This window comes from Actinomadura sp. NTSP31 (assembly GCF_041951385.1).
Taxonomy (GTDB): domain Bacteria; phylum Actinomycetota; class Actinomycetes; order Streptosporangiales; family Streptosporangiaceae; genus Spirillospora; species Spirillospora napierensis.
Genome location: NZ_JBGNUT010000008.1, coordinates 48,217 through 74,797 on the forward strand (window position 1 = coordinate 48,217; position 26,581 = coordinate 74,797).

Consider the following 26,581-nt stretch of genomic DNA (forward strand, 5'->3'; position numbering starts at 1 on the left):
GCGGCGGGGCGCCGCGGGGAACGCCCTAGGGGCGGCCGGGCAGGGTCCGGTCCCGGGCCGCCGGGCGGCCCCGCGGGGGCGTCACGCGGTCACCAGCGCCGGTGCCCGACCCAGCCGCCGGTGCCGCTGTGGTTGTGCCCGTTGTACACGTGGTTGCCGTTGCAGCCCGTTCCGGTCTGGCTGCCGACGGAGACGGACCCGCAGGTCACGCCGTAGCCTCCGACGATCATGACGTTGGTGCTGTTCCCGACGGCGGTGTTGTGGTTGTAGGTGTCGGCGTTGGCCGGAGTGGCGGCGAAGGCCGTCCCCGCGAGGGTCGCGACGACCGCACCGGTCTTGAGGGCTGTCCTGATCAAAGTCTGCTCCATCTCGTCGGGGGCGGAGCGCCCTGGTCATTGCTGCCATTCACCTTGTGTGACGACGTCGTCACAGACATGGTTACGCCCCGCTTCCGCGTCCTCGCAAGGGTTCACGGTCCGTCACCCGGGAAGTGTGGCCGTCCCGCCGACACGATCGTTACGACAGGTAGCCGGAGCGTCACCGATGTGTGATGGTGTTCGCGGTGCCCGTGCCGCCGCGGGCGCCCCCGACCCACCGGAGGACGCGCACGTGGCCCGCGGGTACGCTGGGGCGCGCACGTCCGGTACCTACCTGAGGACTGGAACGAACAGATGGACCCATTCACGGCTGACTCCGCCGCGCCCGGAGACGGACCGGAGGCCGGGGAGCCGCGGCCCGAGGACCGGCCCGCACGGCTGTCGGTCGGCGTCGTCGGCGCCGGCCGCGTCGGCACCGCGCTCGGCGCGGCGCTCGCCCGCGCCGGCCACCGCGTGGTCGCCGCCGCCGCGGTCTCCGACGGCTCGCGCGAGCGGGTGGCGGAACGGCTGCCCGGCGCCGACGTCGCCACCCCGCAGGAGGTCGTCGCCGCCGCCGACCTGGTGCTGCTGACCGTCCCCGACGACGCGCTGCCCGAACTGGCCGCGGGCCTGGTCTCCGCCGGCGTCCCCGTCACCGGCAAGCTGGTCATGCACACCAGCGGGCGCTTCGGATACGCCGTCCTCGACCCGCTGACCCGCGCCGGGGCGCTGCCGCTGGCGCTGCACCCGGTGATGACGTTCACCGGGCGCCCCGACGACGTGAGCCGGCTCACCGGCATCTCGTTCGGCGTCACCGCGCCCGAACCGCTGCGCCCGGTCGCCGAGGCGCTCGCCGTGGAGATGGGCGGCGAACCGGTGTGGATCACCGAGGAGCGCCGCCCGCTCTACCACGCGGCCCTCGCCGGCGGCGCGAACCACCTGGTCACGCTGGTCGTCGAGGCGATGGACCTGCTGCGCACCGCGGGCGTCGGCGAGCCCGGCCGGATGCTCGGGCCGCTGCTCGGCGCCTCCCTCGACAACGCGCTGCGGCTCGGCATCGGCGGCCTGACCGGCCCGGTCGCGCGCGGCGACGCCGGGACGGTCGCCGACCACGTCGCCGAGCTCGGCAGGGTCTCGGCGGAGAGCCGCCGCGCCTACGTCGCGCTGGCCCGCCTCACCGCCGACCGCGCGCTCGGCGCCGGGCTGCTCAAGCCGGAGGACGCCGAGCGCCTCCTCGAAGCGCTGGCCGACTGACGGCCGGCCGCCACCGCATGCCGAACACCGGACTCACCAGCGCCGGCGACCGCCGGACGAGCGACCAGGAGGATCAGTGAGCGAGCCGGAGGACGCGTCGTGACGCCGCCCGTCGTCGCCGCCACCCGCGAGGAGCTGGCCGCCGCCCGGGCCGGGACGGAGGGCGCGCTGGCGCTCGTCCCGACCATGGGGGCGCTGCACGAGGGGCACCGGTCCCTGATCCGCGAGGCGCGGCGGCGCGCGGACGCGGTCGCGGTCAGCATCTTCGTCAACCCGCTGCAGTTCGGGCCGGACGAGGACTTCGACCGCTACCCCCGTACGTTCGGCGCCGACCTGGAGGCCTGCGCGGCGGAGGGCGCGGACATCGTGTTCGCGCCGTCCCGCGAGGTCATGTATCCCGGCGAGCCCGAGGTCACGCTGAGGTCCGGGCCGATGGGCGAGCGGGTGGAGGGCGCCTCGCGGCCCGGCCACTTCGACGGAATGCTCACGGTCGTCCTGAAGTTGTTGAACCTGGTGCGGCCGGACGTGGCCGTCTTCGGGCAGAAGGACGCGCAGCAGCTCGCGATGATCCGCCGGATGGTCGCCGACCTGAACGTGCCGGTCGAGATCGTCGGCGCGCCGACCGTCCGAGAGCAGGACGGGCTGGCCCTGTCGAGCCGGAACCGGTACCTGTCCGAGGACGAGCGGCGCACGGCGCTCGCCCTGTCCCGGGCGCTGTACGCGGGCGTGGACGCGGCGGACGAGGGCCCGGACGCGGTGATCGGCGCCGCGGCGGCCGTGCTGGACAAGGCGGCCACCGCCGAGCCGCCGCTCGACCTCGACTACCTCGTGCTCGTCGACCCGTCCACGTTCACGAAGGTCGCGGCCGGATACACCGGTCCCGCCGTGCTCGCCGTCGCCGGCCGCGTCGGCGCCACCCATCTGATCGACAACCTGCCCCTCCAGCTCGTCACCCCGAAGGAGCGCTGATGTTCCGGACGATGTTCAAGTCGAAGATCCACCGCGCCACCGTCACCCAGGCGGACCTGCACTACGTGGGCTCGCTGACCCTGGACCAGGACCTGATGGACGCGGCGGACCTGCTGCCCGGCGAGCAGGTGCACATCGTCGACATCGACAACGGCGCCCGCCTGGAGACCTACCTGATCGCGGGCGAGCGCGGCTCCGGCGTGATCGGCATCAACGGCGCGGCGGCCCGCCTGGTGCAGCCCGGCGACCTGGTGATCATCATCGCGTACGCGCAGATGACCGACGCCGAGGCGCGCGAGTTCGAGCCGCGCGTGGTGCACGTCGACCGGTCCAACGCGATCGTCTCGCTGGGCTCCGACCCGGCCGAGCCGGTGCCCGGCGGCGACGGCGTCCGCGGCGACCTGGTGGCGCGCTGACCCGTGCGCTGACGGCGGGCCAGGACGGCCGCGCATCCCCCGGGCGGGGTGCGCGGTCGTCCTGCTATGTGGGGTTTTACCCCGAAAACGGGGGTCGAGCATTCGGAGTCCGCGGGGATAATGTCACAATGACGAGAACCGAACCCCGAGGAGGGCTCATGATCCCTTCCGTTCTCGACGCCCCCGCCCCCGGCTGGACCGCCGACGCCGACGTGGTCGTCATCGGCTCCGGCATCGCCGGCCTGGTCGCCGCGCTGCGCTGCCGCCCGCACGGGCGCGTCCTGCTCGTCACCAAGGCCCTGCTCGACGCCGGCTCCACCCGCTGGGCGCAGGGCGGCATCGCCTCCGCCCTGGCCCCCGACGACAGCCCCGACGACCACCTCGCCGACACCCTCACCGCCGGGGTCGGCCTCTGCGACGAGGCCGCCGTCCGCGCGCTCGTCACCGAGGGCCCGGACGCCGTCCGCGGGCTCATCGAGCTCGGCGCCGCGTTCGACCGCTCCGGCGACGGGCGGCTCGCGCTGACCCGCGAGGGCGGCCACCACCGCCGCCGCATCGCGCACGCGGGCGGCGACGCGACCGGCGCGGAGATCAGCCGCGCCCTGCTCGCCGAGCTGAAGGACTCCGGCGTCGAGGTCATCGAGCACGCCCTCGTCCTCGACCTGCTGAAGGACGCCACCGGACGCGCCGCCGGGATCACCCTGCACGTGATGGGCGAGGGGCAGCCGAACGGCGTCGGCGCCGTCCGCGCCCGCGCCGTCGTGCTCGCCACCGGCGGCCTCGGCCAGGTGTTCTCGGCCACCACCAACCCCGAGGTGTCGACCGGCGACGGCGTCGCGCTCGCGCTGCGCGCCGGCGCCGCCGTCGCCGACCTGGAGTTCGTCCAGTTCCACCCGACCCCGCTGTGGCTCGGTGAGGGCGCGCGCGGGCAGCAGCCGCTGATCTCCGAGGCCGTCCGCGGGGAGGGCGCCCACCTGGTCGACCACTCCGGCGAGCGGTTCATGGTCGGCCGCCACGAGCTCGCCGAACTCGCCCCGCGCGACGTCGTCGCCAAGGGGATCATGAACCGGATGCGGGAGACCGGCGAGCCCTGCATGCTGCTGGACGGCAGGCACTTCGGCGCGGCGATGTGGGAGAAGCGGTTCCCGACCATCCTGGCCGCCTGCCGGCACCACGGCATCGACCCGGTGACCGAGCCCATCCCGGTCGTCCCCGCCGCCCACTACTCCAGCGGCGGTGTCCGTACCGACCTGTACGGGCGCACGTCCGTCCCCGGCCTGTACGCATGCGGAGAGGTCGCCTGCACCGGCGTGCACGGGGCGAACCGGCTGGCGTCCAACTCCCTGCTGGAGGGCCTGGTCTTCGCCGCCCGCATCGCCACCGCCCTCACCGGCGACCTCGCGGCGGCGCCCGGCCGCCCGTCCGAGCACACCGCCGCGACGCCGGGGCCGATCGCGGACCGCACCGTGCCGGGCGGCGGGCTGCTCGCTCCGGCCGCCCGGGGGGAGATCCAGCGGATCATGACGTCCTACGCCGGGGTGCTGCGGGGCGCCGAGGGGCTCGACACGGCGGCACGGGAGCTGGCCGCCCTTCCCCGCCGCGGCGGCGCGGAGCCCGGAGTGGAGGCGTGGGAGGCCACGAACCTGCACACCGTCGCGTCCGCGATCGTCGCCGCCGCACGGCTGCGCAAGGAGACGCGCGGCAGCCACTGGCGGCAGGACTTCCCGGAACGGTCCGACGGGCGGTGGCGCGGCCATCTGGTCACGCGGCTGGCGGGGAACGACCTGACGACGGCATACGAACCTCTCGAAGGGAACGACCAGTGACACCCGAACTGTCGCAGAAGCTCAAGGACGCGGGGCTCGATCCACAGGCTGTGGAAAACCTCGTCCGCACGGCGCTGGACGAGGACGGCCCGGTCGACGTGACCAGCGAGCCGATCTTCGCACCGGACGACGTCTCCACCGGGGACTTCCGGGCCCGCGAGGAGGGCGTCGTCGCCGGGATCCCGGTGGCCGCGGTCGTGTTCGAGCTGCTGGACGTGGGCTACGAGGCGAAGGCCGCGGACGGCGACCGGGTCGTGCCCGGCCAGGTCCTGATCTCGGTCGAGGGGCCGACGAGGGCCGTGCTCCGCGCCGAGCGGACGGCGCTGAACCTGCTCACCCACCTGTCCGGAATCGCGACCGCCGCACGCCGCTGGACGGACGCGATGGAGGGGACGAAGGCCAGGGTCCGCGACAGCCGCAAGACGCTGCCGGGCCTGCGCGCGCTGCAGAAGTACGCCGTGCACCGCGGCGGCGGCGTCAACCACCGGATGGGCCTGCACGACTCCGCGCTCATCAAGGACAACCACGTCGCGGCGGCCGGAAGCGTCACCAAGGCGTACGAGGCGATCCGGGCGGTGTACCCGTCGCTGCACGTCCAGGTCGAATGCGACACCCTTGACCAGGTGGAAGAGGCGCTCGCGGTGGGCGCGACGAGCATCCTGCTGGACAACATGACCGACGCGGAGATGGCCGAGGCGGTCCGCGTGGTGGCGGGCCGGGCGGAGTTGGAGGCCAGTGGTGGGCTTACCCTGGAGCGGGCCCGAGACGTCGCCGTGACCGGGGTGGACTACCTTTCCGTCGGTGCGCTGACGCACTCGGCGCGCGTGTTCGACATCGGCCTTGACTTCTCCTGACCAGCGGGGACCGGATGCTGCTCACCATCGACGTCGGTAACACCCACACCGTCCTCGGCCTGTTCGAGGGCGAAGAGGTGATCGAGCACTGGAGGATCAACACCGATCCGCGGCGTACCGCCGACGAGATCGCGGTGGTCCTGCAGGGGCTGGTCCAGCAGAGCCCGCTGCTGGCCGAGACCGACATCAGCGGCATCGCGCTGTGCTCCACGGTCCCGTCCGTCCTGCACGAGATGCGGGAGATGTGCCGCCGCTACTACGGCGACGTGTCGGCGGTGATCGTGGAGCCGGGCGTCAAGACCGGGGTGCCCATCCGGATGGACAACCCCAAGGAGGTCGGGGCCGACCGCATCGTGAACGCGCTGGCCGCCGTGCACACGCACGGCGGCCCGGCGATCGTGGTCGACTTCGGCACCGCGACGACCTTCGACGCCGTCTCCGCCAAGGGCGAGTACGTGGGCGGCGCCATCGCCCCCGGCATCGAGATCTCGATCGACGCGCTGTCGTCGCGCGGCGCGCAGCTGCACAAGATCGAGCTGGTCCGGCCGCGCAGCGTGATCGCCAAGAACACGGTCGAGGCGCTGCAGTCCGGGATCATCTTCGGCTTCGCCGGGCAGGTGGACGGCATCGTCGAGCGGATGACGGAGGAACTGGTCGACGACCTCGACGAGGTGACCGTCATCGCGACCGGCGGCCTCGCGCCGCTGGTGCTGGAGGAGTCCCGCAGCATCGACGTGTTCGAGCCGTGGCTCACCCTGATCGGGCTCCGGCTCATCTACGAGCGGAACACTCCCTGACGTCCGGGACCGTCCGGCCCGCGGCGGGCTCGCGGTGCTCCCGGTGCTCCCGGTCGGAGGCGCGCGTCTGGCGGGAGACGTAGACCAGGCACGAGGCCGCCAGTGCGGCCATGGCGGTGAGGACCGCGCCGAGCGGCACCGCCTTGGCCAGGACGGTCAGCACCAGCGGCGCGAACATCCCCACATAGACCAGGGCATAGGCGACGGCGGTGAGGCCCGCCAGCTCGTCCGGCGCGGCGATCCGCGCGACCTCGCCGAGGCCGTAGGTCAGCACGAACCCGTACCCGGCGCCGAGCACGACCGCCGCCACCGCGTTGAGGACGGGCAGGCCGGTGGCGATGGTCAGCGCGGCGAGCAGCAGCCCGCAGGCGATCGAGCCGAGCCCGGCGCGGGCGACGAGCCGCGGGTGCCGCGCCTCCAGCCGCCGGGCGACGGGCTGCGCCGCCATCCCGGACGCGAGCGTGAGCCCGGTGATCCCGCCCGCGTAGGCGATCGGCAGGTGGTGGACCGGGACGAACGCCGGCAGCAGCGCGAACGCGCTGACGGGCGCGGCGAACGTCCAGACGGCGACCGGCGCGATCGTCCGGCGGAACGCGGGGTTGCGCACGCCCGACAGCCCGGACCGCCCGCGTCCGGCCTCATGCGCGACGGCTCCGCCGCCGTGCGCGCGCGGGACGCGGGTCTCCGGGACGCGGAACGCGGGCGGGACGGTCAGCAGCATGATCAGCAGGTGCGGCAGGTAGGCGGTGACCAGCGGGTGCGGCGCCCACTGCGCGACGAGCGCCGACACCAGCGGGCCCGCCCCGAAGCCCGCCGAGACGGCGAGCGCGGTCATCCGCGTCCCCGAGACGGGCGTCAGCTCCTTCACCCACGCGGTGCCCGCGGCGAGGACGGCCCCGGTGACGACCCCGGCCAGCAACCGGCCCGCGTACAGCAGCCACGGCGCCGTGACGCCCGCCATCAGCACCACCGTGACCAGCGCGGACAGGCACGCGAACGGCAGCGCGATGCGGCGCCGGCCGTACCGGTCGGACGCGGGCCCGCCGAGGACGAGCCCGGGCACGAGGCCAAGCGCGTACACGCCGAACATGGCCTGCGCGGCGCCGTCGCCGAGGTGCAGCCGGTCGGTGTAGAGGCCGAGCAGCGAGGCGAACTGGTTGGCGCCCCAGCCGACCCCGAACATGATCGAGGCGATCGGGAACCAGCCGGCGTTGGGGGAGGGGGCGGGCGACGCGGTTGCCATGATCCCTGTCTAGAACGCCACAGGTCGCCGGGTTCCGCCGCTTCGCGATTCGTGAACCGCCCGGCGATGTGACGCCGGTCGCCCGCGTTTCGCCGGGGTCGCCTGCGTGAAGCCGGTGGCCCGTGTGACGCCGGTCGCGAAACGCGGTCCGGGCCGCATCGCCGGGGAGAAGCGGGCAGGCCGCCGGTTACCGTGACGAGCATGGAACTGCGTGAGCTGGCCTCCTTCCTCGCGGTCGTCGAGGAGGGGCAGTTCGCGCGGGCGGCGGCCCGGCTGTTCCTGTCGCCGCCCGCGGTCACCGCGCACGTCCAGCGGCTCGAACGCGAGCTGGGCGTCCGTCTCCTGGAACGGTCCCCGCTGCGGCTCACCGAGGCGGGGGAGCGGTTCGTCCCGCACGCCCGCGCGGCGCTCGCGGCCGTGGACGCCGCCGCCGGCGCGGTCGCGGGCCTGCGCGGCGAGGACGACCCTCCGCTCCGCGTCGGCGTGATGGGGCACGGCTCCGCCGAGTTGACCCCGGCGATCGTCCGCGCGTACCGGCGGTCCCGGCCCGGCACCCGGCTGACGATCATGCCGCTGGACTTCACCGAGCACGTGTCCGCGCTGGTCGAGCGGAAGGTGGACGTCGCGTTCGTGCGCCCGGCGCCCGACGACGACCGCGTCGAGGCCGACGTGCTGACCACCGAGCCGCGGATCGTCGGGGTCCCGGCGGACGGCCCGTTCGCGCAGGCCGGCGCGCTCCGCCTCGCCGACGTCCTCGACCTGCCGATCGTCGCCGTGCCCGACGTCACGCCGAGCGTGTTCACCGACTACCTCTACTTCACCCCGGCGGTGAACGGCGAGCGCGGGCGGCGCGGCCCGGACGTGGCGCGCAACCCGCAGGACGTGATGCTCAGCATCGCCGCGGGCCGCGGCGCCGGGTCGGCGCTGCGGTCGTTCGCCCGCTTCTACCCCTGGCCGGGCGTCCGGTACGTCCCGATCCTGGACGCGCCGTGGGACAGCAGCGTCCTGGCGACGCGCCGCGGCGACGACGACCCCCGCGTCCGCGCGTTCCGGGCCGTCGCCTCCGCCCTGGCCCGCGACCTCGGCCCCCTCGTCGCGGCCGGCCCGAGCGATCACCCCGAACTCGTTCGCGGGGCCCTCGGCGGGCTGGATAGCCTTGAGGCGTGAGTGACGAGACCCTCGATGACCTTCCGGAGCAGATGCGCGTCCGCCGGGAGAAGCTCGACCGCCTGCGCGAGGCCGGCGTCGACCCCTACCCGGTGACCTTCCCGCGCACGGCGACGACCGCCGAGATCCGGGCGAAACACCCGGACCTGGAGCCGGGCACCGAGACCGGCGAGAGGGTCGGCGTCACCGGTCGCGTCATGCTGGTCCGCAACGGCGGCAAGCTGTGCTTCGCCACCATCCGGGACGGCTCCGGCGACCTCCAGATCATGCTGTCGCTCGCCAGGGTCGGCCAGGAGCAGCTCGACTTCTGGAAGCGCGAGGTCGACCTCGGCGACCACGTCGGCGTCGAGGGCGAGGTGATCACCTCCAAGCGCGGCGAGCTGTCGATCATGGCGGACCGGTTCGCGATCACCTCCAAGTGCCTGCGGCCGCTGCCGGAGAAGCACGCCGGCCTCACCGACCCCGAGGCCCGGGTGCGGCAGCGCTACGTCGACCTGATCGTCAACGACGAGGCCCGGAAGATGGCGCGGATCCGCAGCGCCACCGTGCGCGCCGTCCGCGACTTCTGGCACGAGGAGGGGTACCTCGAGGTCGAGACCCCGATGCTGCAGCCGATCCACGGCGGGGCCGCGGCGCGCCCGTTCCGGACGCACATCAACGCCTACGACATGGAGCTGTACCTGCGGATCGCGATCGAGCTGTACCTCAAGCGGCTCGTCGTCGGCGGCATCGAGAAGGTCTTCGAGATCAACCGGAACTTCCGGAACGAGGGCGCCGACTCGACCCACAACCCCGAGTTCACGATGCTCGAGGCGTACGGGACGTACCTCGACTACAACGACATGGCCGACCTGACCCAGCGGATGTACCAGAAGGCGGTCGTCGCCGCCCTCGGCACGTCCGTGGTCGTCCACGACGGCGTCGAGATCGACCTCGGCCTGCCCGAATGGCCGCGGATCACCCTGTACGGGTCGGTGTCGGAGGCGCTCGGCGAGGAGATCACCCCGCACACGCCGATCGAGACCGTCCGCAAGCTCGCCGACGCCCGCGGCATCACCTGGGATCCCAAGTGGGGGCAGGGCAAGCTCGTCCAGGAGATCTTCGAGGAGCTGATCGAGCACACCCTCGTCCAGCCGACGTTCGTCATGGACTACCCGCTGGAGACCTCGCCGCTGACCCGCCAGCACCGCGCGGAGCCGTTGCTCACCGAGAAGTGGGACCTGATCGGCTTCGGCACCGAGCTCGGCACCGCCTACTCCGAGCTGGTCGACCCGGTCGAGCAGCGCCGCCGGCTCACCGAGCAGTCGCTGCTCGCGGCGGGCGGCGACCCCGAGGCGATGCAGCTGGACGAGGACTTCCTGCGCGCGCTGGAGTACGCGATGCCGCCGACCGGCGGGATGGGCGCCGGCATCGACCGGATGATCATGGCGTTCACCGGCAAGGGCATCCGCGACACGATCCTGTTCCCGCTGGTCAAGCCCGAATAGTCACCGGCAGGTCGCGCAGCCCGCGCAGGACGAGGTTGTCGCGGTACACCAGGTCGGCGTCCCCGGCCGCGAGGGCCACATCGCGCTCGAAGAGCTTCTTCAGCGCGATCCGGCCCTCCAGCCGGGCCAGCGGCGCGCCGAGGCAGAAGTGGACGCCGTGCCCGAACGACAGGTGGCGCGGCGCGTCCCGGCCCTCGGCGTACCGCAGCAGGGCGAGCCGGTCGGGGTCGGTGAACGCTGACGGGTCCCTGTTGGCGGCGCCGGTCAGCAGCAGGACGAGCCGTCCCCGCTCGATCACGGTGCCGCCCAGCTCGGCGTCCTCCAGCGCGGCCCGCAGCGTCAGCTGGACGGGCGGGTCGTAGCGGAGCAGCTCCTCCACGGCCGCCGCGGCGTTCTCCGGGTGCTCCCGGAACACCGCGAGCTGCTCCGGATGCCGCAGCAGCGCCAGCGCGCCGTTCCCGATCAGGTTGACGGTCGTCTCGTGGCCCGCGACGAGCAGCAGCACGCACGTCGCGAGCAGCTCCTCCTCCGACAGGACGTCGCCGCCGTCCGAGACGCCCACCAGCGCGCTCAGCAGGTCGTCGCGCGGCTCCGCGCGGCGCTCGGCGGCCAGCTCGCGGAAGTAGGCGGCGAACTCCGCGCGCGCCTCGTCGCGCAGCGCGATCTCCGCCTCCGGCAGCAGGAAGTCCGGGTCGAGACCGCGGGCGAGGGCGTCCGACCAGCCCTTGAACAGGTCCCGGTCGCGCGGCGGGACGCCCAGCATCTCGCTGATCACGATGACGGGCAGCGGGTACGCCAGCGCCGAGATCAGGTCGACCTCGCCGGACACGCCGTCGAGCAGCTCGTCCACCAGCGCCTCGACGCGCGGCCGCAGCCGCTCGACCAGCCGGGGTGTGAACGCCTTGCTGACCAGCCGGCGCAGCCGCGTGTGGTCCGGAGGGTCCATCGTCAGGAACGAGCGGTTCCGCTGCGGCGCCTCCCGCCACAGGCCGCCGCCCTCGGGCCGGTGCCCGAACCGCGGGTCGCGCAGCGCCTGCTCGCACAGTTCGTAGGACGTGCTCACCCACAGGCCCACGGCCGTCTGCCGCAGCCTGCCGCCCGCCGCGAGGCTCCGGTAGTGCGCGTAGGGGTCGGCGCGGAATGCCGGATCTGACGGGTCGAACCCGAGGATCGCCGCCGCGTCCGCGTCCTGCCCCGATGTCCGCGCCACCTGATCCTGGGTGTCCGTCATAGGGCAAGTCATCCGAAATTGAGACGTGATGTCAATAGTGACGAGGCTCAGGCCGATTCGCGGACGACCAGCTCCGGAGCGAGGACCACCTGGCGGTGCTGGTGCGACGTGCCCTCCCGGATCTCGGCCATGGCCAGCTCCGCGGCCTCCCAGCCGAGCGCCCGGCGCGGCTGCTTGACCGTGGTCAGCGGCACCGCGGCGCTGGCGGCCAGCTCGATGTCGTCGTAGCCGACCACCGCGATGTCGGCCGGGACCCGCGCGCCGAGCCGGGTCAGCTCGTTGATCAGCCCGATGGCCAGCAGGTCGTTCGCGCAGAACACCCCGTCCGGCGGCGGCGACATGTCCAGGACGCGCCGCGCCGCGCGCCGGCCCTCGGTCGGGCTCAGCGCCTCCTGGACCAGCACGGGCGGCTTCCCCAGACCGGCCTCCACGAGCGTGCGGGCCGCGCCGTCGCGGCGCTCGACGCAGGGCTGCGGCTCCGGCGCGCCGGTGACGAACGCGATCCGCTCGCGCCCGATGCCGAGCAGATGCGCGGCGGCCAGTTCTCCTCCCGCGACGTGGTCGACATGCACGGCGCACGCGTCGGAGACGTCCCGATCCATCAGAACGACGCTCAACCCGGCGGCGCGCAGCCGCCGCATCCCGGCCGGACCCAGCCCGACCGGGACGATCAGGGCGCCCGCGGCGTGCTGCTCGTCCAGCAGTTCCAGCGACCGGGCCTCCTTGGCGGCGGAATGGTCACTGGACAGCCAGAGGGCGTCGTGGCCCGCCGCGTTCAACGCCTCCTCGGCGCCGCGCGCCACGTCGGCCGCGTAGGGATTGGTGAGGTCCTCGACGACGACGCCGAACAGCCGGCGCGGCTCGTCGCCGAACTCGCCCGCGGTGCGGTCGGGGCCCGTCCGGAGCCGGCGCGCCGACTCGTTCCGGACGAAACCGAGCTCCTCGATCGCCGCGCGGACACGGTCACGGGTAGCTTCGGCCACGAGATCTGGCCGGTTTAGGACATTCGAAACGGTCCCAACTGAGACCCCGGCACGCCTCGCGACCTCGCGGATACTGGTCTGTGGCAAGTCGCTCCTCGTCCGCCCCGGTGGTGTTTCCCCAGGTAGTTGGGCTTTCCTGTGTCAATCCCCGAAAACCCGGTCACGCAATGCGACCATCCGGGCACAGATAGCACGTAACCAGCGCTTGACGGGCCGGATCCGGCCGCCTAGCGTTCCGAGCCGAAGCGTAGCTTGAAACGATTCACGATCTTCGTCCGCGGCGAGATCCGGTGAGTCCAGGGAGGAAGGACGGGTTCGGAACGGCGAGCCAGACCCGCCCCTGCCAACGTGGCCAACGAGTGAATCGTCACCCGGAGTTCCCCCGCAAGCCCCCGCAATCGGCCTAACGGCCACCTCCGGCCAAGCTTCGCGAGACAGCAAAGGAACCGAACCGATGATCTAGTCCGGAAGGCTCCGGACCCGGCAACCCAACGCATGCAGATCGAGGCCCAACCCGTGCCTGTGCAGCGGACGGCTGCATCCCCGCGGTCATCAACCACGGACGAGGGAGGACGGAGTGGAAACAGCCACACTCGATTTCGGGCTGAGCGACGAGGAGATCAGGTTGCTCTCCCAGATCGCCAGCGGTGTCACCGCTGATGTGGCGGCGCGCAAGCTGGAACTGAGTGCACGAACACTGCGCCGCCGGTTGCGCAACATCTGCGACCGGCTGGAGGTCAACACCCCTATCGAGGCCGTGGTGTGGGCGGCCCGCAGGCAGCTCATCTAGTAGCGCGACTCGACGACGCCCGTCAGGGGACGGCGGGCGTCACCCGGAAACCAGCCCGACCGGAAGCAAGTCCAGCGATGCGAACTCGTCCGACCCCGCAGCGGCGGCGCCGAACCCCTGACAGGTAGGTCCCTGGCAGAAGCGCCGCCGCGGGACGAGTTCATTGCTTTGCCCTTGGCGGTCGGCCCTGGGGGGCCTCCCTTCGGCGGGCAAAGCGGCGATCGCAGCATCGCTCCGACTCGCCCTGGGGGCTCGCTGCGCGATCAGATTCTCGCAAGCTCGAATCTGGCTTCGCATGCGATCGCAACGCTCAGGTCCGCCCGGGCTCGGGTTAGGACGCGTTTCCGTTGCGGTCCTGCGGGGTCGCGGTTGTTGGCGGGGGGTTACGCGACTCGGACTACGCCGGCTATGGGGCGGCCGGACAGGGACGCTATGCGGACCACGTCGCCGGTATGGGGAGCGTGGATCATCTTGCCGCCGCCGACGTACATCCCCATGTGGTGCAGGTCGGAGTAGAAGAAGATCAGGTCGCCCGGCCTCATCTGGCTCTCCGAGACGTGGGTCCCGGCGTTCCACTGGCTGCCGGTGTAGTGCGGCAGGTTGATGCCGACCTGCTTGTAGGCCCACATCGTCAGGCCCGAGCAGTCGAACGTGGTCGGGCCCGCCGCGCCCCAGACGTACGGGCTGCCGAGCTTGGCCATCGCGTACCGCAGCGCCTGCGCGGCCTTGCCGTCGCCGATGACGGGCAGCTTCGCCAGCAGGGCCGGGTCCTTCTTGACGGCCTTGCCGCGGACCTTCTCGTAGGCGGAGGTGACCTTCTTCTTCTGCTCGGTGAGCTGCGTCTTCAGCTGCGTCACCTGCTGGGTGCGCTCCTCCGCGGACTTGCGCGCGCGCTGGGCGGACTGCATCGCCTGCATGAGGCCGAGGACCTGGGTGCTGTCCTGGGTGGCGAAGTAGTTGAGCGTCGCGGCCTGGTCCAGAACGGCCTGCGGGTCCTGGGCGGAGATGAACGAGACCGTGGGGTCGGTGCCGCCCTGCATGTAGCTGGTGGCGGCCAGGGCGCCGACCTTCTCGCGCAGGCCCTCCAGGGACTTCTGCTGGCGCGTGGCGTTGGTGGCGGCGACCTTCGCCGCCCGCTGCGACTGCTGCAGCTTCACCTTCAGGCCGTTGTACTGCTCGGTGAGCTGCTCCAGCTGGTCCGCGAGCTTGACCGCCTGGTCCTTCAGCTCCTTGGCCGACGGGTCGGGGTCCGCGTGCGCGATGGGGAACGAATGGGGGGCCACCACGTGGGGTGTGATGGAAAGGGCGGTGAGCGCGCCGGCGATCGTGAGCGCCCGGACGCGGAAACGAGCCGTCCGCACCAAATCTCCTCTCCTTGTCCGCCTACCGAGTTAGCTGACGGGTTCGGGCCGGAGCAGCCCGTCCGCTACCGCGCGCGGATATGGGTCCACGCGGCTGCGGATTCACCCCAGACGGCATCGGCGGGGGCGGTCCCCCGAACGCTCCGAAAGTGGGTCCCCGGCTCCTCGGGGCGCCGGCTGCGGCCCGTGGACTCGGCGGTGCGGCCTCCGTTTCACGGAAGGCCGACGTCAGAGCGGGACACTAACGGAACCGCCAGGGGATGCCAACCAGAACATGCGAATTCGCAGGTCGTGGCGGACGGTGCGCGGGGTTAACGCCGGGTTTGACGGCCCTTGGCGGGCCGGCGGGAAATCTGGGGCCAGTGCGGTGCGGTGGGTCCGGCACGGCCGCCGGTGGCAGGGAACGGGCGGGGTGTTCGGTAACCTCGCCTGTTTGTGGAAGTCGTGATCAGGCGTGCCCGTACCGCCGACGTTCAGGGGATCCGCAGGCTGGTCGATCTGTACGCCGGGTCGGGGCGACGCCTGCTCAAGAAGTCCACGGTGAAGCTGTACGAGGACGTCCAGGAGTACTGGGTCGCCGAGGACGTCGAGGGCGCGGGCCCCGGGGAGGCCGGCCCCATCGTGGCGTGCGGGGCCCTCCACGTGATGTGGGAGGACCTGGCGGAGGTCCGCTCGGTCGCCGTCGACAAGGGGTACGGCGGCCGCGGGATCGGGCACCGCATCGTCGCGCGGCTCCTGGAGACCGCGCGGGAACTCGGCGTCCGGCGGGTGTTCTGTCTTACCTTCGAAGTGGAGTTCTTCGCGCGCCATGGTTTCCAGCAGATCCTCGGTACTCCGGTGGCGCCAGAGGTGTACGAGGAACTCCTCCGCTCCTACGACGAAGGCGTTGCAGAGTTCTTGGACCTCGACAGGGTCAAGCCCAATACGTTGGGAAACACCCGGATGTTGCTTCGCCTGGAGGACTGACCCAGATGAGTGATTCCCCCAACCGCGGGCGGCCCTACCAGCCGCCGCAGGGGCAGGGTTCGTACGGACCGCCGCCCCCGTACCAGGGTTCCCCGCAATGGCAGCAGCCCGAGCGGCAGGGGCAGGCCCAACCGCCCGCGCAGCAGTGGCAGCAACAGCAGCAGCCTCCGTCCCACCAGCAGCAGTGGCAGAACCCGCAGCAGGACCAGTGGCAGCAGCCGTCGTACGAGTCCTATGAGCAGCCGGCCTACGACCAGTACGGCGGCGCCTCCGGCGGGGACATGCCGCTGGCGCCCATCATGCGGCGCGCGGGGGCCCGGCTCATCGACAACGCGCTCGTCGCGGTCTTCGGGTTCGCGCTCGTCCTTCCCATCACGATCGGCGCGTTCGGGCTGGGCAAGCCCGGCAGCAAGACGGAGGACGAGGGCGGCATCTGGAACTGGCCCATCATCTTCACGCTGTTCGCGGTCCTGTCGGTATTGCCGTTCATTTACGAGGCCGTACAGCTGTCCATGTGGGGCCGGACACTCGGCAAGCGCTTCTTGGGCATCGGTGTCGTCCAGGCCCGTCCCGCCGGGAACCCGCTGACGACGACGCAGGCCGTGTGGCGGGCCGCCATCACCCACGTCGCCTACCAGATCGGCGTCTTCTTCTTCCTCGTGCTGGCCGTGATGGTGTGGCAGTACTTCGCCTACGGGATGGTGCTGGTCTGGGCGGGTGCCCTGATGGCCTACCTCTGGGCCATCTGGGACCAGCCGCTGCACCAGGCGCTGCACGACCGCTTCGCCGACACCCTCGTCATCGACGAGCGCGTCGGGTACGGCGAGTACGCCGAGTACACGGAGTAGGTCCGCGATGGCGACATCGCAAACGCCGGCACAGGGGTCGGAGGAGCCGTCCGGGCCGGAGAGCGGCCTCCAGAACGACGGGTCCCCACCGCAGGAGGACGGGGACGGCCCGGCGCTCGCCGAGCCGGGGCAGCGCCTCCTGGCGCGCATCGTCGACACCCTGATCGTCGGCCTGCCCGTCATCATCGTGGTGAAGGAGTTCGTCTCCGGCCACCAACTCGACGTCGTCGCCCCGCCCGCCGTGGCCGGGTGCATGCTGCTGTACGAGGCCGTCCAGCTCGCCATCTGGGGGCGGACGCTCGGCAAGCGCTTCGCGGGGATCGAGGTCGTCTCCGCCGTCCCCGCCTTGCCCGGCCGTGAGGGCGCGGCCACGGGTGCGGAGGAGGCGGGGACCGCCCCGTCCGCCGCGGGCCCGCCGCAGGCGCCCTACGGCCGTCCGAGCGCCCTGCGGGCCGTCCTGAGGGCCGCGGTGTACGCGGTGCCGATCGCGCTCCGGCCCGTTCACATTCTCGGCCTTCTGGCGGGCGTGTTCTGGGTGGCGAACGCCGGGTTCATATACGAGGGGACGCGCCGCCAGGCCCTCCATGACAGGCTCGCCGGCACCCTGGTCGTAAAACGCCGCACGCCTTGATTCACGGGCGTTCCGCGGCTCTCTCCGACATACCGGTGCTGTGCCCCGCATACGCGCGGTGACGGTCCCGTCCTGATCGCGTCGGCCGCTTGTACGCCGGGCCGGCGGGAGTTTGGCGGGGATCCCCGTGTCGTTTCGGACACCGGGCTTGCACGGGCCAATGCCAGCTCGTTCCGGACACGTTCGGGTTACGGGCGAGATTCCCGGACGATGTGTCTCGTGCCGGAAGGCGCCTCCGGTTTGGGATCTGCTTCCGGCGGGCCGGGGACTCGGCCTTCATTGCGCCGGGCCACTTACTCCGGAGGGGACGCCAGTCTCACGCGGACCGGGGCAGGTGGCCGCTTTGTACCGCTTATCCACAGATTTCGGGATCGACTAGTGCCGATGGCGTTACGCTCCGGCGTCCGGCCGGGACTTCCGGGGTGCCGGACGGCAACAGATTTCGTCTCGGCCCCGCTGTTCGTCATCTGTCCACATCCCCCGGTGGCAGCCCCTGCGCCCCTGGTGGCGCGGCGTGCCGGTCCGCCGTGCATTCCTGGCGCCTGCACCGGTTAGTGCCGTTACGGCAGGGCTAATCGGCGGCAAGGGGTGCCGGTGTGCCGACCCTGTTATGGTCCGGGTGGGCACTTTTCCGGCCGCGGTCCTCCCGGCGGAAAGCCCGGCCGCCCCCATACCTGGTCCAATGCGCGTTCGACGCCCCAGGTCAGCGCCGTGCGCCGTGACGCCGGTCACGCCGAAATCCACAGGCCGGCGGTCCGCCGGAATTGAACGCGGCCCATCCGGGCGCGCCCGCCGTCCACCCGCCGCGCACCGGTGGTCTCGCCGATAGCCGCCGCCAACGGATGTTCATCCTGGACTTGAATTGTCATCGGCAGACTTCCCGGTATATCTTTGTCAACCGAATGCAGTTTGCTCCAGCCGAAAGGTCTGTCCCCATGGCACAGAAGGTTCAGGTGCTTCTCGTCGACGACCTCGACGGTGGCGAGGCGGACGAGACCGTAGCGTTCTCGATCGACGGCGCCTCCTACGAGATCGACCTCAGTGGCGCCAACGCTAAGAAGCTGCGGGATTCTCTCCTGCCGTTCGTGGAGAAGTCGCGCAAGGCGGGCACGGTCAACAAGCGGCGCCGCCAGCGTGGCGCGTCCAGCCGCGAGCGCAGCGCCGAGATCCGTGCCTGGGCCAAGAACAATGGCATCAAGGTCAATGAGCGCGGCCGGATCCCCGCGACGGTGATCGAGCAGTACGAGGCGGCGAACTGACCGCCCCACCCCGCCCCGGCGGCCCGTCTCCCTCCATGAGACGGGCCGTTCGCTTGTGGCGTAGCGTCCAGGTGGTTTCGCCTCCGCCGCCGCGCGGTAGACCAGGACATCACCCCCATCCGACGATCCTCGGACGCGACCCCGGACGACCTGCGGAAAGCCCCCGTTCGCTTGGGGCGTAGCGGGAACATGACGCACCGATGCGGTAGTTGGATGAGACTGAACAGCGCTTAGCTGGGGAACGTCTTCTGGTGGGAGTGCACCGGGCGGCCTCCTCGGGGCGGGCTAGCATGCGGAAGGACAGTTCCGGACGTTCCGGACTCTGCCCAACCGCTCTGTGAGGAGCGACGAGATGTTCGAGAGGTTCACCGACCGCGCGCGGCGGGTTGTCGTCCTGGCTCAGGAAGAGGCCAGGATGCTCAACCACAACTACATCGGCACCGAGCACATCCTCCTGGGTCTGATCCACGAGGGTGAGGGCGTCGCTGCCAAGGCCCTGGAGAGTCTGGGGATCAGCCTTGAGGCGGTCCGCCAGCAGGTCGAGGAGATCATCGGCCAGGGCCAGCAGGCGCCGTCGGGCCACATCCCGTTCACTCCGCGCGCCAAGAAGGTGCTCGAGCTGTCACTGCGCGAGGCGCTGCAGCTCGGCCACAACTACATCGGCACGGAGCACATCCTGCTCGGGCTGATCCGCGAGGGCGAGGGCGTGGCCGCCCAGGTGCTGGTCAAGCTCGGCGCCGACCTCAACCGGGTCCGCCAGCAGGTCATCCAGCTGCTGCACGGCTACCAGGGCAAGGAGCCGGCCGCCTCCGGCGGCCCCTCGGAGTCCGCGCCGTCCACCTCCCTCGTGCTCGACCAGTTCGGCCGCAACCTGACGCAGGCCGCGCGGGAGGGCAAGCTGGACCCGGTCATCGGCCGGGACAAGGAGATCGAGCGGGTCATGCAGGTGCTGTCCCGCCGCACCAAGAACAACCCCGTCCTCGTGGGCGAGCCCGGCGTCGGTAAGACGGCCGTCGTCGAGGGGCTGGCGCAGAAGATCGTCAAGGGCGAGGTCCCGGAGACGCTGAAGGACAAGCAGCTCTACACCCTCGACCTGGGCGCGCTGGTCGCCGGCTCCCGGTACCGCGGCGACTTCGAAGAGCGCCTGAAGAAGGTGCTCAAGGAGATCCGCACCCGCGGCGACATCATCCTGTTCATCGACGAGCTGCACACGCTCGTCGGGGCGGGCGCCGCCGAGGGCGCGATCGACGCCGCCAGCATCCTCAAGCCGATGCTGGCCCGCGGCGAGCTGCAGACCATCGGCGCCACCACGCTGGACGAGTACCGCAAGCACCTGGAGAAGGACGCCGCGCTCGAGCGCCGCTTCCAGCCGATCCAGGTCGCCGAGCCGTCCCTGTCGCACACGATCGAGATCCTCAAGGGCCTGCGGGACCGCTACGAGGCGCACCACCGCGTGTCGATCACCGACAGCGCGCTGGTCGCGGCCGCGCAGCTCGCCGACCGCTACATCAGCGACCGGTTCCTGCCCGACAAGGCGATCGACCTCATCGACGAGGCCGGCTCGCGGATGCGCATCCGCCGGATGACCGCTCCGCCGGACCTGCGCGAGTACGACGAGAAGATCGCCGACGTCCGGCGCGACAAGGAGTCCGCGATCGACGCGCAGGACTTCGAGAAGGCCGCGGCGCTGCGCGACTCCGAGAAGCAGCTGCTCGGCCAGAAGGCGCAGCGGGAGAAGGAGTGGAAGGCCGGCGACATGGACGTCGTCGCCGAGGTCACCGACGAGCTGATCGCCGAGGTCCTCGCCACCGCCACCGGCATCCCGGTCTTCAAGCTGACCGAGGAGGAGTCCACCCGGCTGCTGCGCATGGAGGACGAGCTCCACAAGCGCGTCATCGGCCAGGAGGACGCCATCAAGGCGCTCTCGCAGTCGATCCGCCGCACCCGCGCCGGCCTGAAGGACCCGAAGCGTCCCGGCGGCTCGTTCATCTTCGCCGGCCCGTCCGGCGTCGGTAAGACCGAGCTGTCCAAGACCCTCGCGGAGTTCCTGTTCGGCGACGAGGACGCGCTGATCCAGCTCGACATGTCCGAGTTCATGGAGAAGCACACCGTCTCGCGGCTGTTCGGCTCCCCGCCCGGCTACGTCGGGTACGAGGAGGGCGGCCAGCTGACCGAGAAGGTGCGCCGCAAGCCGTTCTCCGTCGTGCTGTTCGACGAGATCGAGAAGGCCCACCAGGACATCTTCAACTCGCTGCTGCAGATCCTGGAGGACGGCCGGCTCACCGACGCGCAGGGCCGCGTCGTGGACTTCAAGAACACCGTCATCATCATGACGACGAACCTGGGGTCCAAGGACATCTCCAAGGGCGTCTCGATGGGCTTCGCCCGCGCGAACGACGAGCAGGGCTCGTACGACCGGATGAAGGCCAAGGTGTCGGAGGAGCTCAAGCAGCACTTCCGTCCCGAGTTCCTCAACCGCGTCGACGACACGGTGGTCTTCCACCAGCTCACCCCGAAGGAGATCATCCAGATCGTCGACCTGATGATCGCCCGGGTGGACGAGCGGCTCAAGGACCGCGACATGGGCATCGAGCTGCGCCAGGACGCCAAGGACCTGCTGGCGATCCGGGGCTACGACCCGGTGCTCGGCGCCCGGCCGCTGCGCCGCACGATCCAGCGCGAGATCGAGGACCAGCTCTCCGAGAAGATCCTCTACAACGAGCTCAAGGCCGGCCAGATCGTCATCGTGGGCACCGAGAACTTCGACCCCGAGGGCGGCCAGCGGGACGCCGACGAGGTCCTGGAGGCCAAGTTCACCTTCCGGGGTGTGCCGAAGCCGTCCGCCACGGTCCCCGACGCCCCGCCCATCGAGGGCGCGGTCAACTTCAACAAGGACTGATCACCTCAGCCCTCGGCAGGGCCCGCACCGACCCGTTCGGTGCGGGCCCTTCCGCATGCGGGGGGCGTGTCCCGGGGCGCATGCGCGGCGGCTGTGCGGGGATCATCCCGCCGTACGCGAACCCCCTACCGGCTGGGAGCAGATGTGACCCGTCCGCCGCGCATGGCCCTGTCCGCGCCCGTCCTGGACGCACCGGACCCGCAGAAGCTGGCTGCCTTCTACCGGCGCCTCCTGGGCTGGACGGTGGTGCAGAACGCGCCCGGCTGGGTGAAACTGCGCCCGCCCGGCGGCGGGACGGGGCTCTCCTTCCAGACGGAGCCGCTTCACGTCACGCCCACATGGCCCGCGTCGGAGGGCGCGCAGCAGATCCAGGCCCATCTGGACATCGAGGTGGACGATCTGGACGCGGCGTCCCGGCATGCCGAGGACTGCGGCGCCGTCCTCGCCGCCTTCCAGCCGGCCGACGACGTGCGCGTGTTCCTCGACCCGGTCGGCCATCCGTTCTGCTTGTTCATCCGCGAGCCCGAGGCCCCGACCGAGCTCTGAGCGGGGTTATCCACAGAACGCCATTCCACTTCCGGACGCGGAGACGCCCCTCGACGATGGACTGCAACGAGGACCATCGGCGAAAGGGGCGCACATGAGGGTCGTTCTCCGGTGTGCCTTCGGCCTTCTCTCGGCGTTCTTCGGCGCCCGGGGATGTCGGAGGCGACTTCTAGGATTCGAACATGCGATCGAATGGAGTGGGTTCGGCGGCGCAGTACGGGCGGCCGCGCGGCCGCCCGCTGGACGCGGCGTTCCACCGCGACGTGCGCGCCCCGGCGCCGCCGCGGCTGCCGATCTTCAGATCCCGGCTGCAGGGGGAGCTGCTCGCGCGCCTGCTGCTGGGCCCGCGGCGCGAGGCGTCGATGCTCGACCTCGCGGTGATGCTCCGTACCGACCTCGGCTCGGTGATGCGCGAGGTGGAGCGGCTGTCGCGGGCGGGCGTCCTCGCGCTGCGCCGCACGCTCGCCGGCCGCCTCGTCTCCCGCGACGAGGCGAGCCCGCTGTACGAGCCGCTCGCCCGCCTGGTCATGCTGACGTTCGGCCCGGCCGCCGTGGTCGCCGAGGAGTTCGGGCGGCTCCCGCTCGTCCGCGAGACGCACCTGTTCGGCCCCTGGGCCGCCCGCTACGCCGGCGTGCCGGGCGACCCGCCGTGCGATGTCGAGGTGCTGGTGATCGGCGAGATCGGCCGCGACGTCGCCTTCGACGCCGCCCAGGAGGCCGCCGCCCGGCTCGGCCTCCCCGTCCACCCGGTCGTCCGGAGCCCCGCGGAATGGGCGGACGACACCGACCCCTTCCTCCGCGAGATCCGCGCCGGCCACCTGTTCACCGCCGCAGGCTGACCCGCTGCCCGGGGCCACCGGCTCACTGCACGATGTCGTGGCCTGCGTTGCGGGCGCGGCGCAGGGCGACGCGCATGGCCAGCCCTATCCCGAGCCGGTAGAGGAGCTTGGACGGCGGCGTCCGGTAGGCGAGTTCGGTGTGCGGGGCGTAGTGGACCTGCGGGCCGCTGTCCAGCCAGCCCGTGTGGACGCGCTGATGCTGCCCCTGCACGTACTTGCTGAAGGAGTGGGCCGTCAGGCCGGCACGGCGGCCGCCGTCGGGAAGGATCCCGAGCGGGACGTGGAGCAGTATCCCGTCGGCGTCATGACCGCTGAAGCCGACGGGGATCACCATGGGGAAGCCGTCGGCACCGGTCCACCCGAGCAGTGCCTCGGGAAGGCCCTCGAGCCGCTGGGCCGCCTTGACGTGGTCGATGCGCGGAGCGGTGCCACGGCCGGGTGCCTCATGCGGTGGCGGCGGGCCGGGCAGCCGGGGGCCGAAGACCTCCGGGCTCCCCTTGCAGGAAAGGTCCGGCCACACGACCAGTCGCTCGACCGCGATGTCGATGACCACGCGGGTGTAGTACGGGCGCAGCCAAGGGCCCCAGAAGGGACCGGTGGCGCGCGGTCCGTCGAAACGCTCCCAGTCCGCGCCCAGGGACGCGGGATAGTCGTCGCGCGGGGCCGAGAGCGACGCGGTGCCCTGGACCAGCACGTACTCGGGGCGGTCGCCGTAGCCATGCAGCCTGGTGTGGAAGGCCAGGGCGACGCGGGGATTCCGCCTGATGCGCTCCAGCTTCTTCCAGCCCCCGACCGAGCTGTTCACGGTCACGGTGCCGGCGTCGCGATTCCGTGCCCCGAAGTTCGTCACCGGGGTGAGCACCACGCCGCGGGCCGGCGTGACCGTGGCGAGCATGACGGCCTGGTCGCCGCCGATGATCTCATCGACGCCATCGGGCCAGTGTGCGGAGCTCATCGGTGGCCTCCTCGGCTCGGCGACCGCCACACTAACAGACGCTTTTGTTTATTAGAGGGAGGTCAGAAGGCGGTCGATGAGCAGCCAGGCGCCGAGGCCCGCCATGGCGACGCCGGACAGCCGGCCGATCGCGCGGGCGGCGGCGGGACGTCCCTGCAGCACGCCACGGGCCAGGGTGCCGAGGGTGAGGTAGAAGACCGCGCAGGTCGCGATGTAGGTCGTGCCGAGGACGCCGATCTGGCCGGCGATCGGCCAGCGGCCGTCCGGGTCCGTGAACTGGGGCAGCAGCGCGACGAATATCAGCAGCCCCTTGGGATTGAGCCCGCTGACGCCGATGCCGCGCAGGAAGATCCGCCATTCGGTGCCCTCGGGCCGGGCGCCCTGCGGGTCGGGTGCGGACGGGTGCATGAGGGTCGTGACCCCATGCCACATGAGGTAGGCGCCGCCGACGAGCGTGAGGCCGGTGAGAAGGTCGGGGGACCCGGCGACCAGCGCCCCGACTCCGGCCGCGACGACGATCGTGACGGCGGTGTACCCGGTGACCAGCCCGCTCACCGCGGGGAGGACGGAGCGCCCCCGCAGCCCGGCGCTGACCGTGAAGGCCCAGTCCGCTCCGGGGACGGCGATGAGCAGGAACGCGACCGACCAGAAGGCGAGGACGGAGCCGGTGGCCATGGCGGGATTCCCCTCGGGTGGCGGATGATGCGAGGAGAATATGGTTGATCTGCCGAAATGTGCTGCCAAGTTTCGCTAGTACTCGCAGCAGTCGTGGAAGGATCTTCTACGTGGACGCGATCGACCGGAAGATCATTGCTGTGCTGCAGGAGGACGGCCGGATGACGGTCACCGATCTGGCGGCGCGGGTGGGGCTGAGCGTCTCGCCGTGCCACCGGCGGCTACGGGAGCTGGAGCGCAGCGGGACCATCCGCGGGTACCGCGCGGTCGTCGACGCCGCCGCCCTGGGGCTGACGTTCCAGGCGCTCGTGTTCGTCACCATGCGGCAAGAGGACCGGGAGACGCTGCTGGGCTTCGAGGCGGCGGTGGAGCGGGTCCCGGAGGTGGTCCAGGCGCAGCGCCTGTTCGGCGACCCCGACTACCTGCTGCGCATCGTCACCGCCGACCTGACGGCGTACCAGGAGCTGGAGGACGACGTGCTGTCGGCGCTGCCCGGCGTCCAGCGCCTCAACTCCACGCTCGTAATGAAGCACATCGTCAACGACCGCCCCCTCCCCACCTGAACCCCGGCACCCGCAATGCACACGGCGCCAAGGCGGACCAGCCAAAACCCAAGAACGCGCATCCGCTCAACTGCGCCACCCGACAGTGGCGCGCCGTGGCGTAGCCGGTGGCGAGGCCGGTGGGTCGGAGATTGAGGACACGCATCCGATCGGCTGCGTCGCCGGCGGTGGCGCCCCGCGAGGTGACCGGTGGCGGGGCCGGTGGGGTGAGGGCTGAGCAGGCGCGTCGGGTCGGCCGCGTCGCTGGCGGTGGCGCGGCGTGAGGTGATCAGTGGCGGGATTGGTGGGTTGGGGGCTGAGCAGGCGCAGCCGGTCGGCTGCGTCGCCTGGCACTGGCGTGTTGTGGGGTGGCTGGTGGCGGGTGGCGGGATTGGTGGGCTGGGGGCTGAGCAGGCGCGTCCGGTCATTTGCGCTGCCCGGCCGTGGCGCGCCGTTGGCCGTGGTGTGGTCGGTGGGGTGGGGCAGAGAGGTGCATAGGTGGGCTGGGGTGGCCTGGTTTTGCGTGCGTTCGGCTGTGGGGCGGTGGGCGGGGAGGTTGGCGTGTGGGATGGGGGAGGCGCGTTTGATCGCCTCGGTCACGTGGCTGTGGGAGCCCGGTGTCGATTTCCCGGTTGTCGTCTCGGTTACGGGGTTGTGGCGAGCCAGGTGTCGATCTCCTGGTTGAGGCGCGCCTTGGTGGTGGCGGGGGCGAAGGAGGCGTCGACGCCGGCGCTGGCCAGAGAGGCGAGAGTGGTGTCGTCGTAGCCGAACGCGTCGCGGACGCGGGCGTACTCGGCGGCGAGCGGCGTGCCGATCAGGGCGGGGATGTCGGTGTTGACCGTGACGATCAGTCCCGCCTCGCGGAGCCGAGGAAGGGGGTGATCGTCGAGGGACCGCGCGAATCCCAGCGCCACGTTGGACGACGGGCAGACCTCGAGCGGGATCTTCCGTTCGCGGACCTCGGCGACCAGGTCCGGGTCGTCCAGGACGCGGATGCCGTGGCCGAGGCGCTCGGTACGGCCCGCACCGAGCGCTTGCCGGATGCTGGCCGGGCCCTCGCCCTCACCGGCGTGGTGGACGACGTGGAGCCCGGCGTCGCGGGCCGCCGCGAAGACCTCGGTGAACGGGTCGCCCGGGTAGGACTCGTCCCCGGCGAGGCCCATGGCGGCGACGCCGTCGTGGCGGCGGGCGAGGTCCAGCGTGCGCCAGGCCCGGTCGACGGAGCGGCGGCGGGAATGGTCGAGGAGCAGACCGACTTCGATGCCGAACGCCTCGCCTCCCGCGGCGAGGCCCTCGCGGACGGCCGCCAGCGGCATGTCGAGGTCGCCGAGCCGTTCGCCGTGGGCGGCGGCGGTGAACGAGACCTCGGCGTAGCGGGTGCCCTGCGCCGCCTCGTCCTCGCAGAACTCGTAGGCGATCCGTCGGAAGTCGCCGGGCCGCCGCAGGCACGTGCGCACGAGGTCGTTCTGGGCGAAGAAGGCGGCGAACCCGCCGAACGTGCCGCTGTCCTCGGGCACCGGCACGCCGTTGGCCGTCCCGATCTCCCGCAGCGTCCCCCACCGCACGGTGCTCTCCAGGTGAACGTGCAGGTGGGCCTTGGGCAGGGTCAGCAGATCACGCACCGCCGTACCGTACGGTCCCGCCGAGACCTCTGACCAACGATTTATCGCTGGAAGGTCAGAGGACG

General features: G+C 71.7%; 23 protein-coding genes, 1 pseudogene and 1 riboswitch. Of the genes and pseudogenes, 16 read left to right on the top strand and 8 right to left on the bottom strand.

The annotated features are described in order from the left end of the window. Nucleotides 1-89: 89 nt before the first annotated feature. Nucleotides 90-356 (bottom strand): hypothetical protein, encoded by a 267-nt coding sequence (locus ACA514_RS15505; RefSeq protein WP_375041821.1) that lies wholly within the window; start codon nucleotides 354-356, stop codon nucleotides 90-92. Between the two features lie 315 nt (nucleotides 357-671). Here ACA514_RS15505 and ACA514_RS15510 point away from each other — a divergent pair, with 315 nt between their 5' ends. The 5 genes and pseudogenes from ACA514_RS15510 to ACA514_RS15530 all read left to right on the top strand — a co-directional run bounded on the left by ACA514_RS15510 (nucleotide 672) and on the right by ACA514_RS15530 (nucleotide 6,472). Continuing rightward, nucleotides 672-1,610 carry a Rossmann-like and DUF2520 domain-containing protein gene (locus ACA514_RS15510; protein ID WP_375041822.1) on the top strand — a complete coding sequence of 313 codons (939 nt, stop codon included), beginning with the start codon at nucleotides 672-674 and terminating at the stop codon, nucleotides 1,608-1,610. Nucleotides 1,611-1,709: 99 nt separating this feature from the next. Continuing rightward, nucleotides 1,710-2,579: a pantoate--beta-alanine ligase gene (gene panC / locus ACA514_RS15515; protein ID WP_375041823.1), complete on the top strand. Its 870-nt coding sequence runs from the start codon at nucleotides 1,710-1,712 to the stop codon at nucleotides 2,577-2,579. Next, complete coding sequence (gene panD, locus ACA514_RS15520) at nucleotides 2,579-2,995, top strand: aspartate 1-decarboxylase (RefSeq protein ID WP_151547219.1); 417 nt, start codon at nucleotides 2,579-2,581, stop codon at nucleotides 2,993-2,995. The genes panC and panD overlap by 1 nt, the downstream gene beginning before the upstream one ends. Nucleotides 2,996-3,153: 158 nt before the next feature. Further along, nucleotides 3,154-5,675, top strand: a pseudogene (locus ACA514_RS15525) (L-aspartate oxidase). Between the two features lie 14 nt (nucleotides 5,676-5,689). Continuing rightward, complete coding sequence (locus ACA514_RS15530; protein ID WP_344266114.1) at nucleotides 5,690-6,472, top strand: type III pantothenate kinase; 783 nt, start codon at nucleotides 5,690-5,692, stop codon at nucleotides 6,470-6,472. Here ACA514_RS15530 and ACA514_RS15535 read toward each other — a convergent pair. After that, nucleotides 6,447-7,715, bottom strand: coding sequence for an MFS transporter (locus tag ACA514_RS15535; protein WP_375041824.1), 1,269 nt, complete (start codon nucleotides 7,713-7,715; stop codon nucleotides 6,447-6,449). The genes ACA514_RS15530 and ACA514_RS15535 overlap by 26 nt on opposite strands. Before the next feature lie 201 nt (nucleotides 7,716-7,916). Between ACA514_RS15535 and ACA514_RS15540 the strand changes: the two genes are divergently transcribed. Together ACA514_RS15540 and lysX are read left to right on the top strand one after the other, a co-directional pair. Beyond that, the gene (locus ACA514_RS15540) at nucleotides 7,917-8,882 is read left to right on the top strand and encodes a LysR family transcriptional regulator (protein ID WP_375041825.1); all 966 of its coding nucleotides are present in this window, start codon (nucleotides 7,917-7,919) and stop codon (nucleotides 8,880-8,882) included. 32 nt (nucleotides 8,883-8,914) lie between these two features. Further along, a complete protein-coding gene (gene lysX, locus ACA514_RS15545) occupies nucleotides 8,915-10,369 on the top strand; it encodes a bifunctional lysylphosphatidylglycerol synthetase/lysine--tRNA ligase LysX (RefSeq protein ID WP_375042079.1) in 1,455 nt (484 codons plus the stop codon). On the opposite strand, the gene ACA514_RS15550 is transcribed toward lysX, so the two are convergent. Both ACA514_RS15550 and ACA514_RS15555 read right to left on the bottom strand, forming a co-directional pair. Then, a complete protein-coding gene (locus tag ACA514_RS15550; protein WP_375041826.1) occupies nucleotides 10,356-11,600 on the bottom strand; it encodes a cytochrome P450 in 1,245 nt (414 codons plus the stop codon). The genes lysX and ACA514_RS15550 overlap by 14 nt on opposite strands. 47 nt (nucleotides 11,601-11,647) lie before the next feature. Continuing rightward, a complete protein-coding gene (locus tag ACA514_RS15555; RefSeq protein ID WP_375041827.1) occupies nucleotides 11,648-12,670 on the bottom strand; it encodes a LacI family DNA-binding transcriptional regulator in 1,023 nt (340 codons plus the stop codon). A 433-nt stretch (nucleotides 12,671-13,103) separates the two neighbouring features. On the opposite strand from ACA514_RS15555, the gene ACA514_RS15560 reads away from it, so the two are divergent. Further along, on the top strand, nucleotides 13,104-13,373 hold the full coding sequence (locus tag ACA514_RS15560) for a LuxR C-terminal-related transcriptional regulator (RefSeq protein ID WP_375042080.1): 270 nt from the start codon (nucleotides 13,104-13,106) through the stop codon (nucleotides 13,371-13,373). Nucleotides 13,374-13,756: 383 nt separating this feature from the next. Here ACA514_RS15560 and ACA514_RS15565 read toward each other — a convergent pair whose 3' ends face one another. Beyond that, nucleotides 13,757-14,734, bottom strand: coding sequence for an NlpC/P60 family protein (locus ACA514_RS15565; RefSeq protein WP_375041828.1), 978 nt, complete (start codon nucleotides 14,732-14,734; stop codon nucleotides 13,757-13,759). Nucleotides 14,735-14,737: 3 nt separating this feature from the next. Further along, a riboswitch (cyclic di-AMP (ydaO/yuaA leader) is annotated at nucleotides 14,738-14,929 on the bottom strand. 240 nt (nucleotides 14,930-15,169) lie between these two features. On the opposite strand from ACA514_RS15565, the gene ACA514_RS15570 reads away from it, so the two are divergent. From ACA514_RS15570 to ACA514_RS15600, 7 genes are all read left to right on the top strand, one after another. After that, on the top strand, nucleotides 15,170-15,700 hold the full coding sequence (locus ACA514_RS15570; RefSeq protein WP_375041829.1) for an amino-acid N-acetyltransferase: 531 nt from the start codon (nucleotides 15,170-15,172) through the stop codon (nucleotides 15,698-15,700). Between the two features lie 5 nt (nucleotides 15,701-15,705). Beyond that, complete coding sequence (locus ACA514_RS15575) at nucleotides 15,706-16,548, top strand: RDD family protein (RefSeq protein WP_375041830.1); 843 nt, start codon at nucleotides 15,706-15,708, stop codon at nucleotides 16,546-16,548. A gap of 7 nt (nucleotides 16,549-16,555) precedes the next feature. Next, nucleotides 16,556-17,179 carry an RDD family protein gene (locus ACA514_RS15580; protein WP_375041831.1) on the top strand — a complete coding sequence of 208 codons (624 nt, stop codon included), beginning with the start codon at nucleotides 16,556-16,558 and terminating at the stop codon, nucleotides 17,177-17,179. 935 nt (nucleotides 17,180-18,114) lie between these two features. After that, a complete protein-coding gene (locus tag ACA514_RS15585; protein ID WP_285910321.1) occupies nucleotides 18,115-18,438 on the top strand; it encodes an Lsr2 family protein in 324 nt (107 codons plus the stop codon). 352 nt (nucleotides 18,439-18,790) lie between these two features. Then, a complete protein-coding gene (locus tag ACA514_RS15590) occupies nucleotides 18,791-21,337 on the top strand; it encodes an ATP-dependent Clp protease ATP-binding subunit (RefSeq protein ID WP_375041832.1) in 2,547 nt (848 codons plus the stop codon). Nucleotides 21,338-21,481: 144 nt separating this feature from the next. Beyond that, on the top strand, nucleotides 21,482-21,883 hold the full coding sequence (locus ACA514_RS15595; RefSeq protein WP_375041833.1) for a VOC family protein: 402 nt from the start codon (nucleotides 21,482-21,484) through the stop codon (nucleotides 21,881-21,883). A 182-nt stretch (nucleotides 21,884-22,065) separates the two neighbouring features. Next, nucleotides 22,066-22,722: a hypothetical protein gene (locus ACA514_RS15600; RefSeq protein ID WP_375041835.1), complete on the top strand. Its 657-nt coding sequence runs from the start codon at nucleotides 22,066-22,068 to the stop codon at nucleotides 22,720-22,722. Between the two features lie 22 nt (nucleotides 22,723-22,744). Here the strand turns inward: ACA514_RS15600 and ACA514_RS15605 are convergent, their stop codons facing one another. Together ACA514_RS15605 and ACA514_RS15610 are read right to left on the bottom strand one after the other, a co-directional pair. Beyond that, nucleotides 22,745-23,677, bottom strand: a complete 933-nt coding sequence (locus ACA514_RS15605; protein ID WP_375041836.1) for a pyridoxamine 5'-phosphate oxidase family protein — start codon at nucleotides 23,675-23,677, stop codon at nucleotides 22,745-22,747. A gap of 51 nt (nucleotides 23,678-23,728) precedes the next feature. Next, nucleotides 23,729-24,352, bottom strand: a complete 624-nt coding sequence (locus ACA514_RS15610; RefSeq protein ID WP_375041837.1) for a LysE family translocator — start codon at nucleotides 24,350-24,352, stop codon at nucleotides 23,729-23,731. Between the two features lie 110 nt (nucleotides 24,353-24,462). Here ACA514_RS15610 and ACA514_RS15615 point away from each other — a divergent pair, with 110 nt between their 5' ends. Further along, entirely contained in the window at nucleotides 24,463-24,915 is a 453-nt protein-coding gene (locus tag ACA514_RS15615) for an Lrp/AsnC family transcriptional regulator (protein WP_375041838.1), read from the top strand. A 623-nt stretch (nucleotides 24,916-25,538) separates the two neighbouring features. Here the strand turns inward: ACA514_RS15615 and add are convergent. Beyond that, nucleotides 25,539-26,516, bottom strand: a complete 978-nt coding sequence (gene add, locus ACA514_RS15620; RefSeq protein ID WP_375041839.1) for an adenosine deaminase — start codon at nucleotides 26,514-26,516, stop codon at nucleotides 25,539-25,541. Between the last annotated feature and the right edge of the window lie 65 nt (nucleotides 26,517-26,581).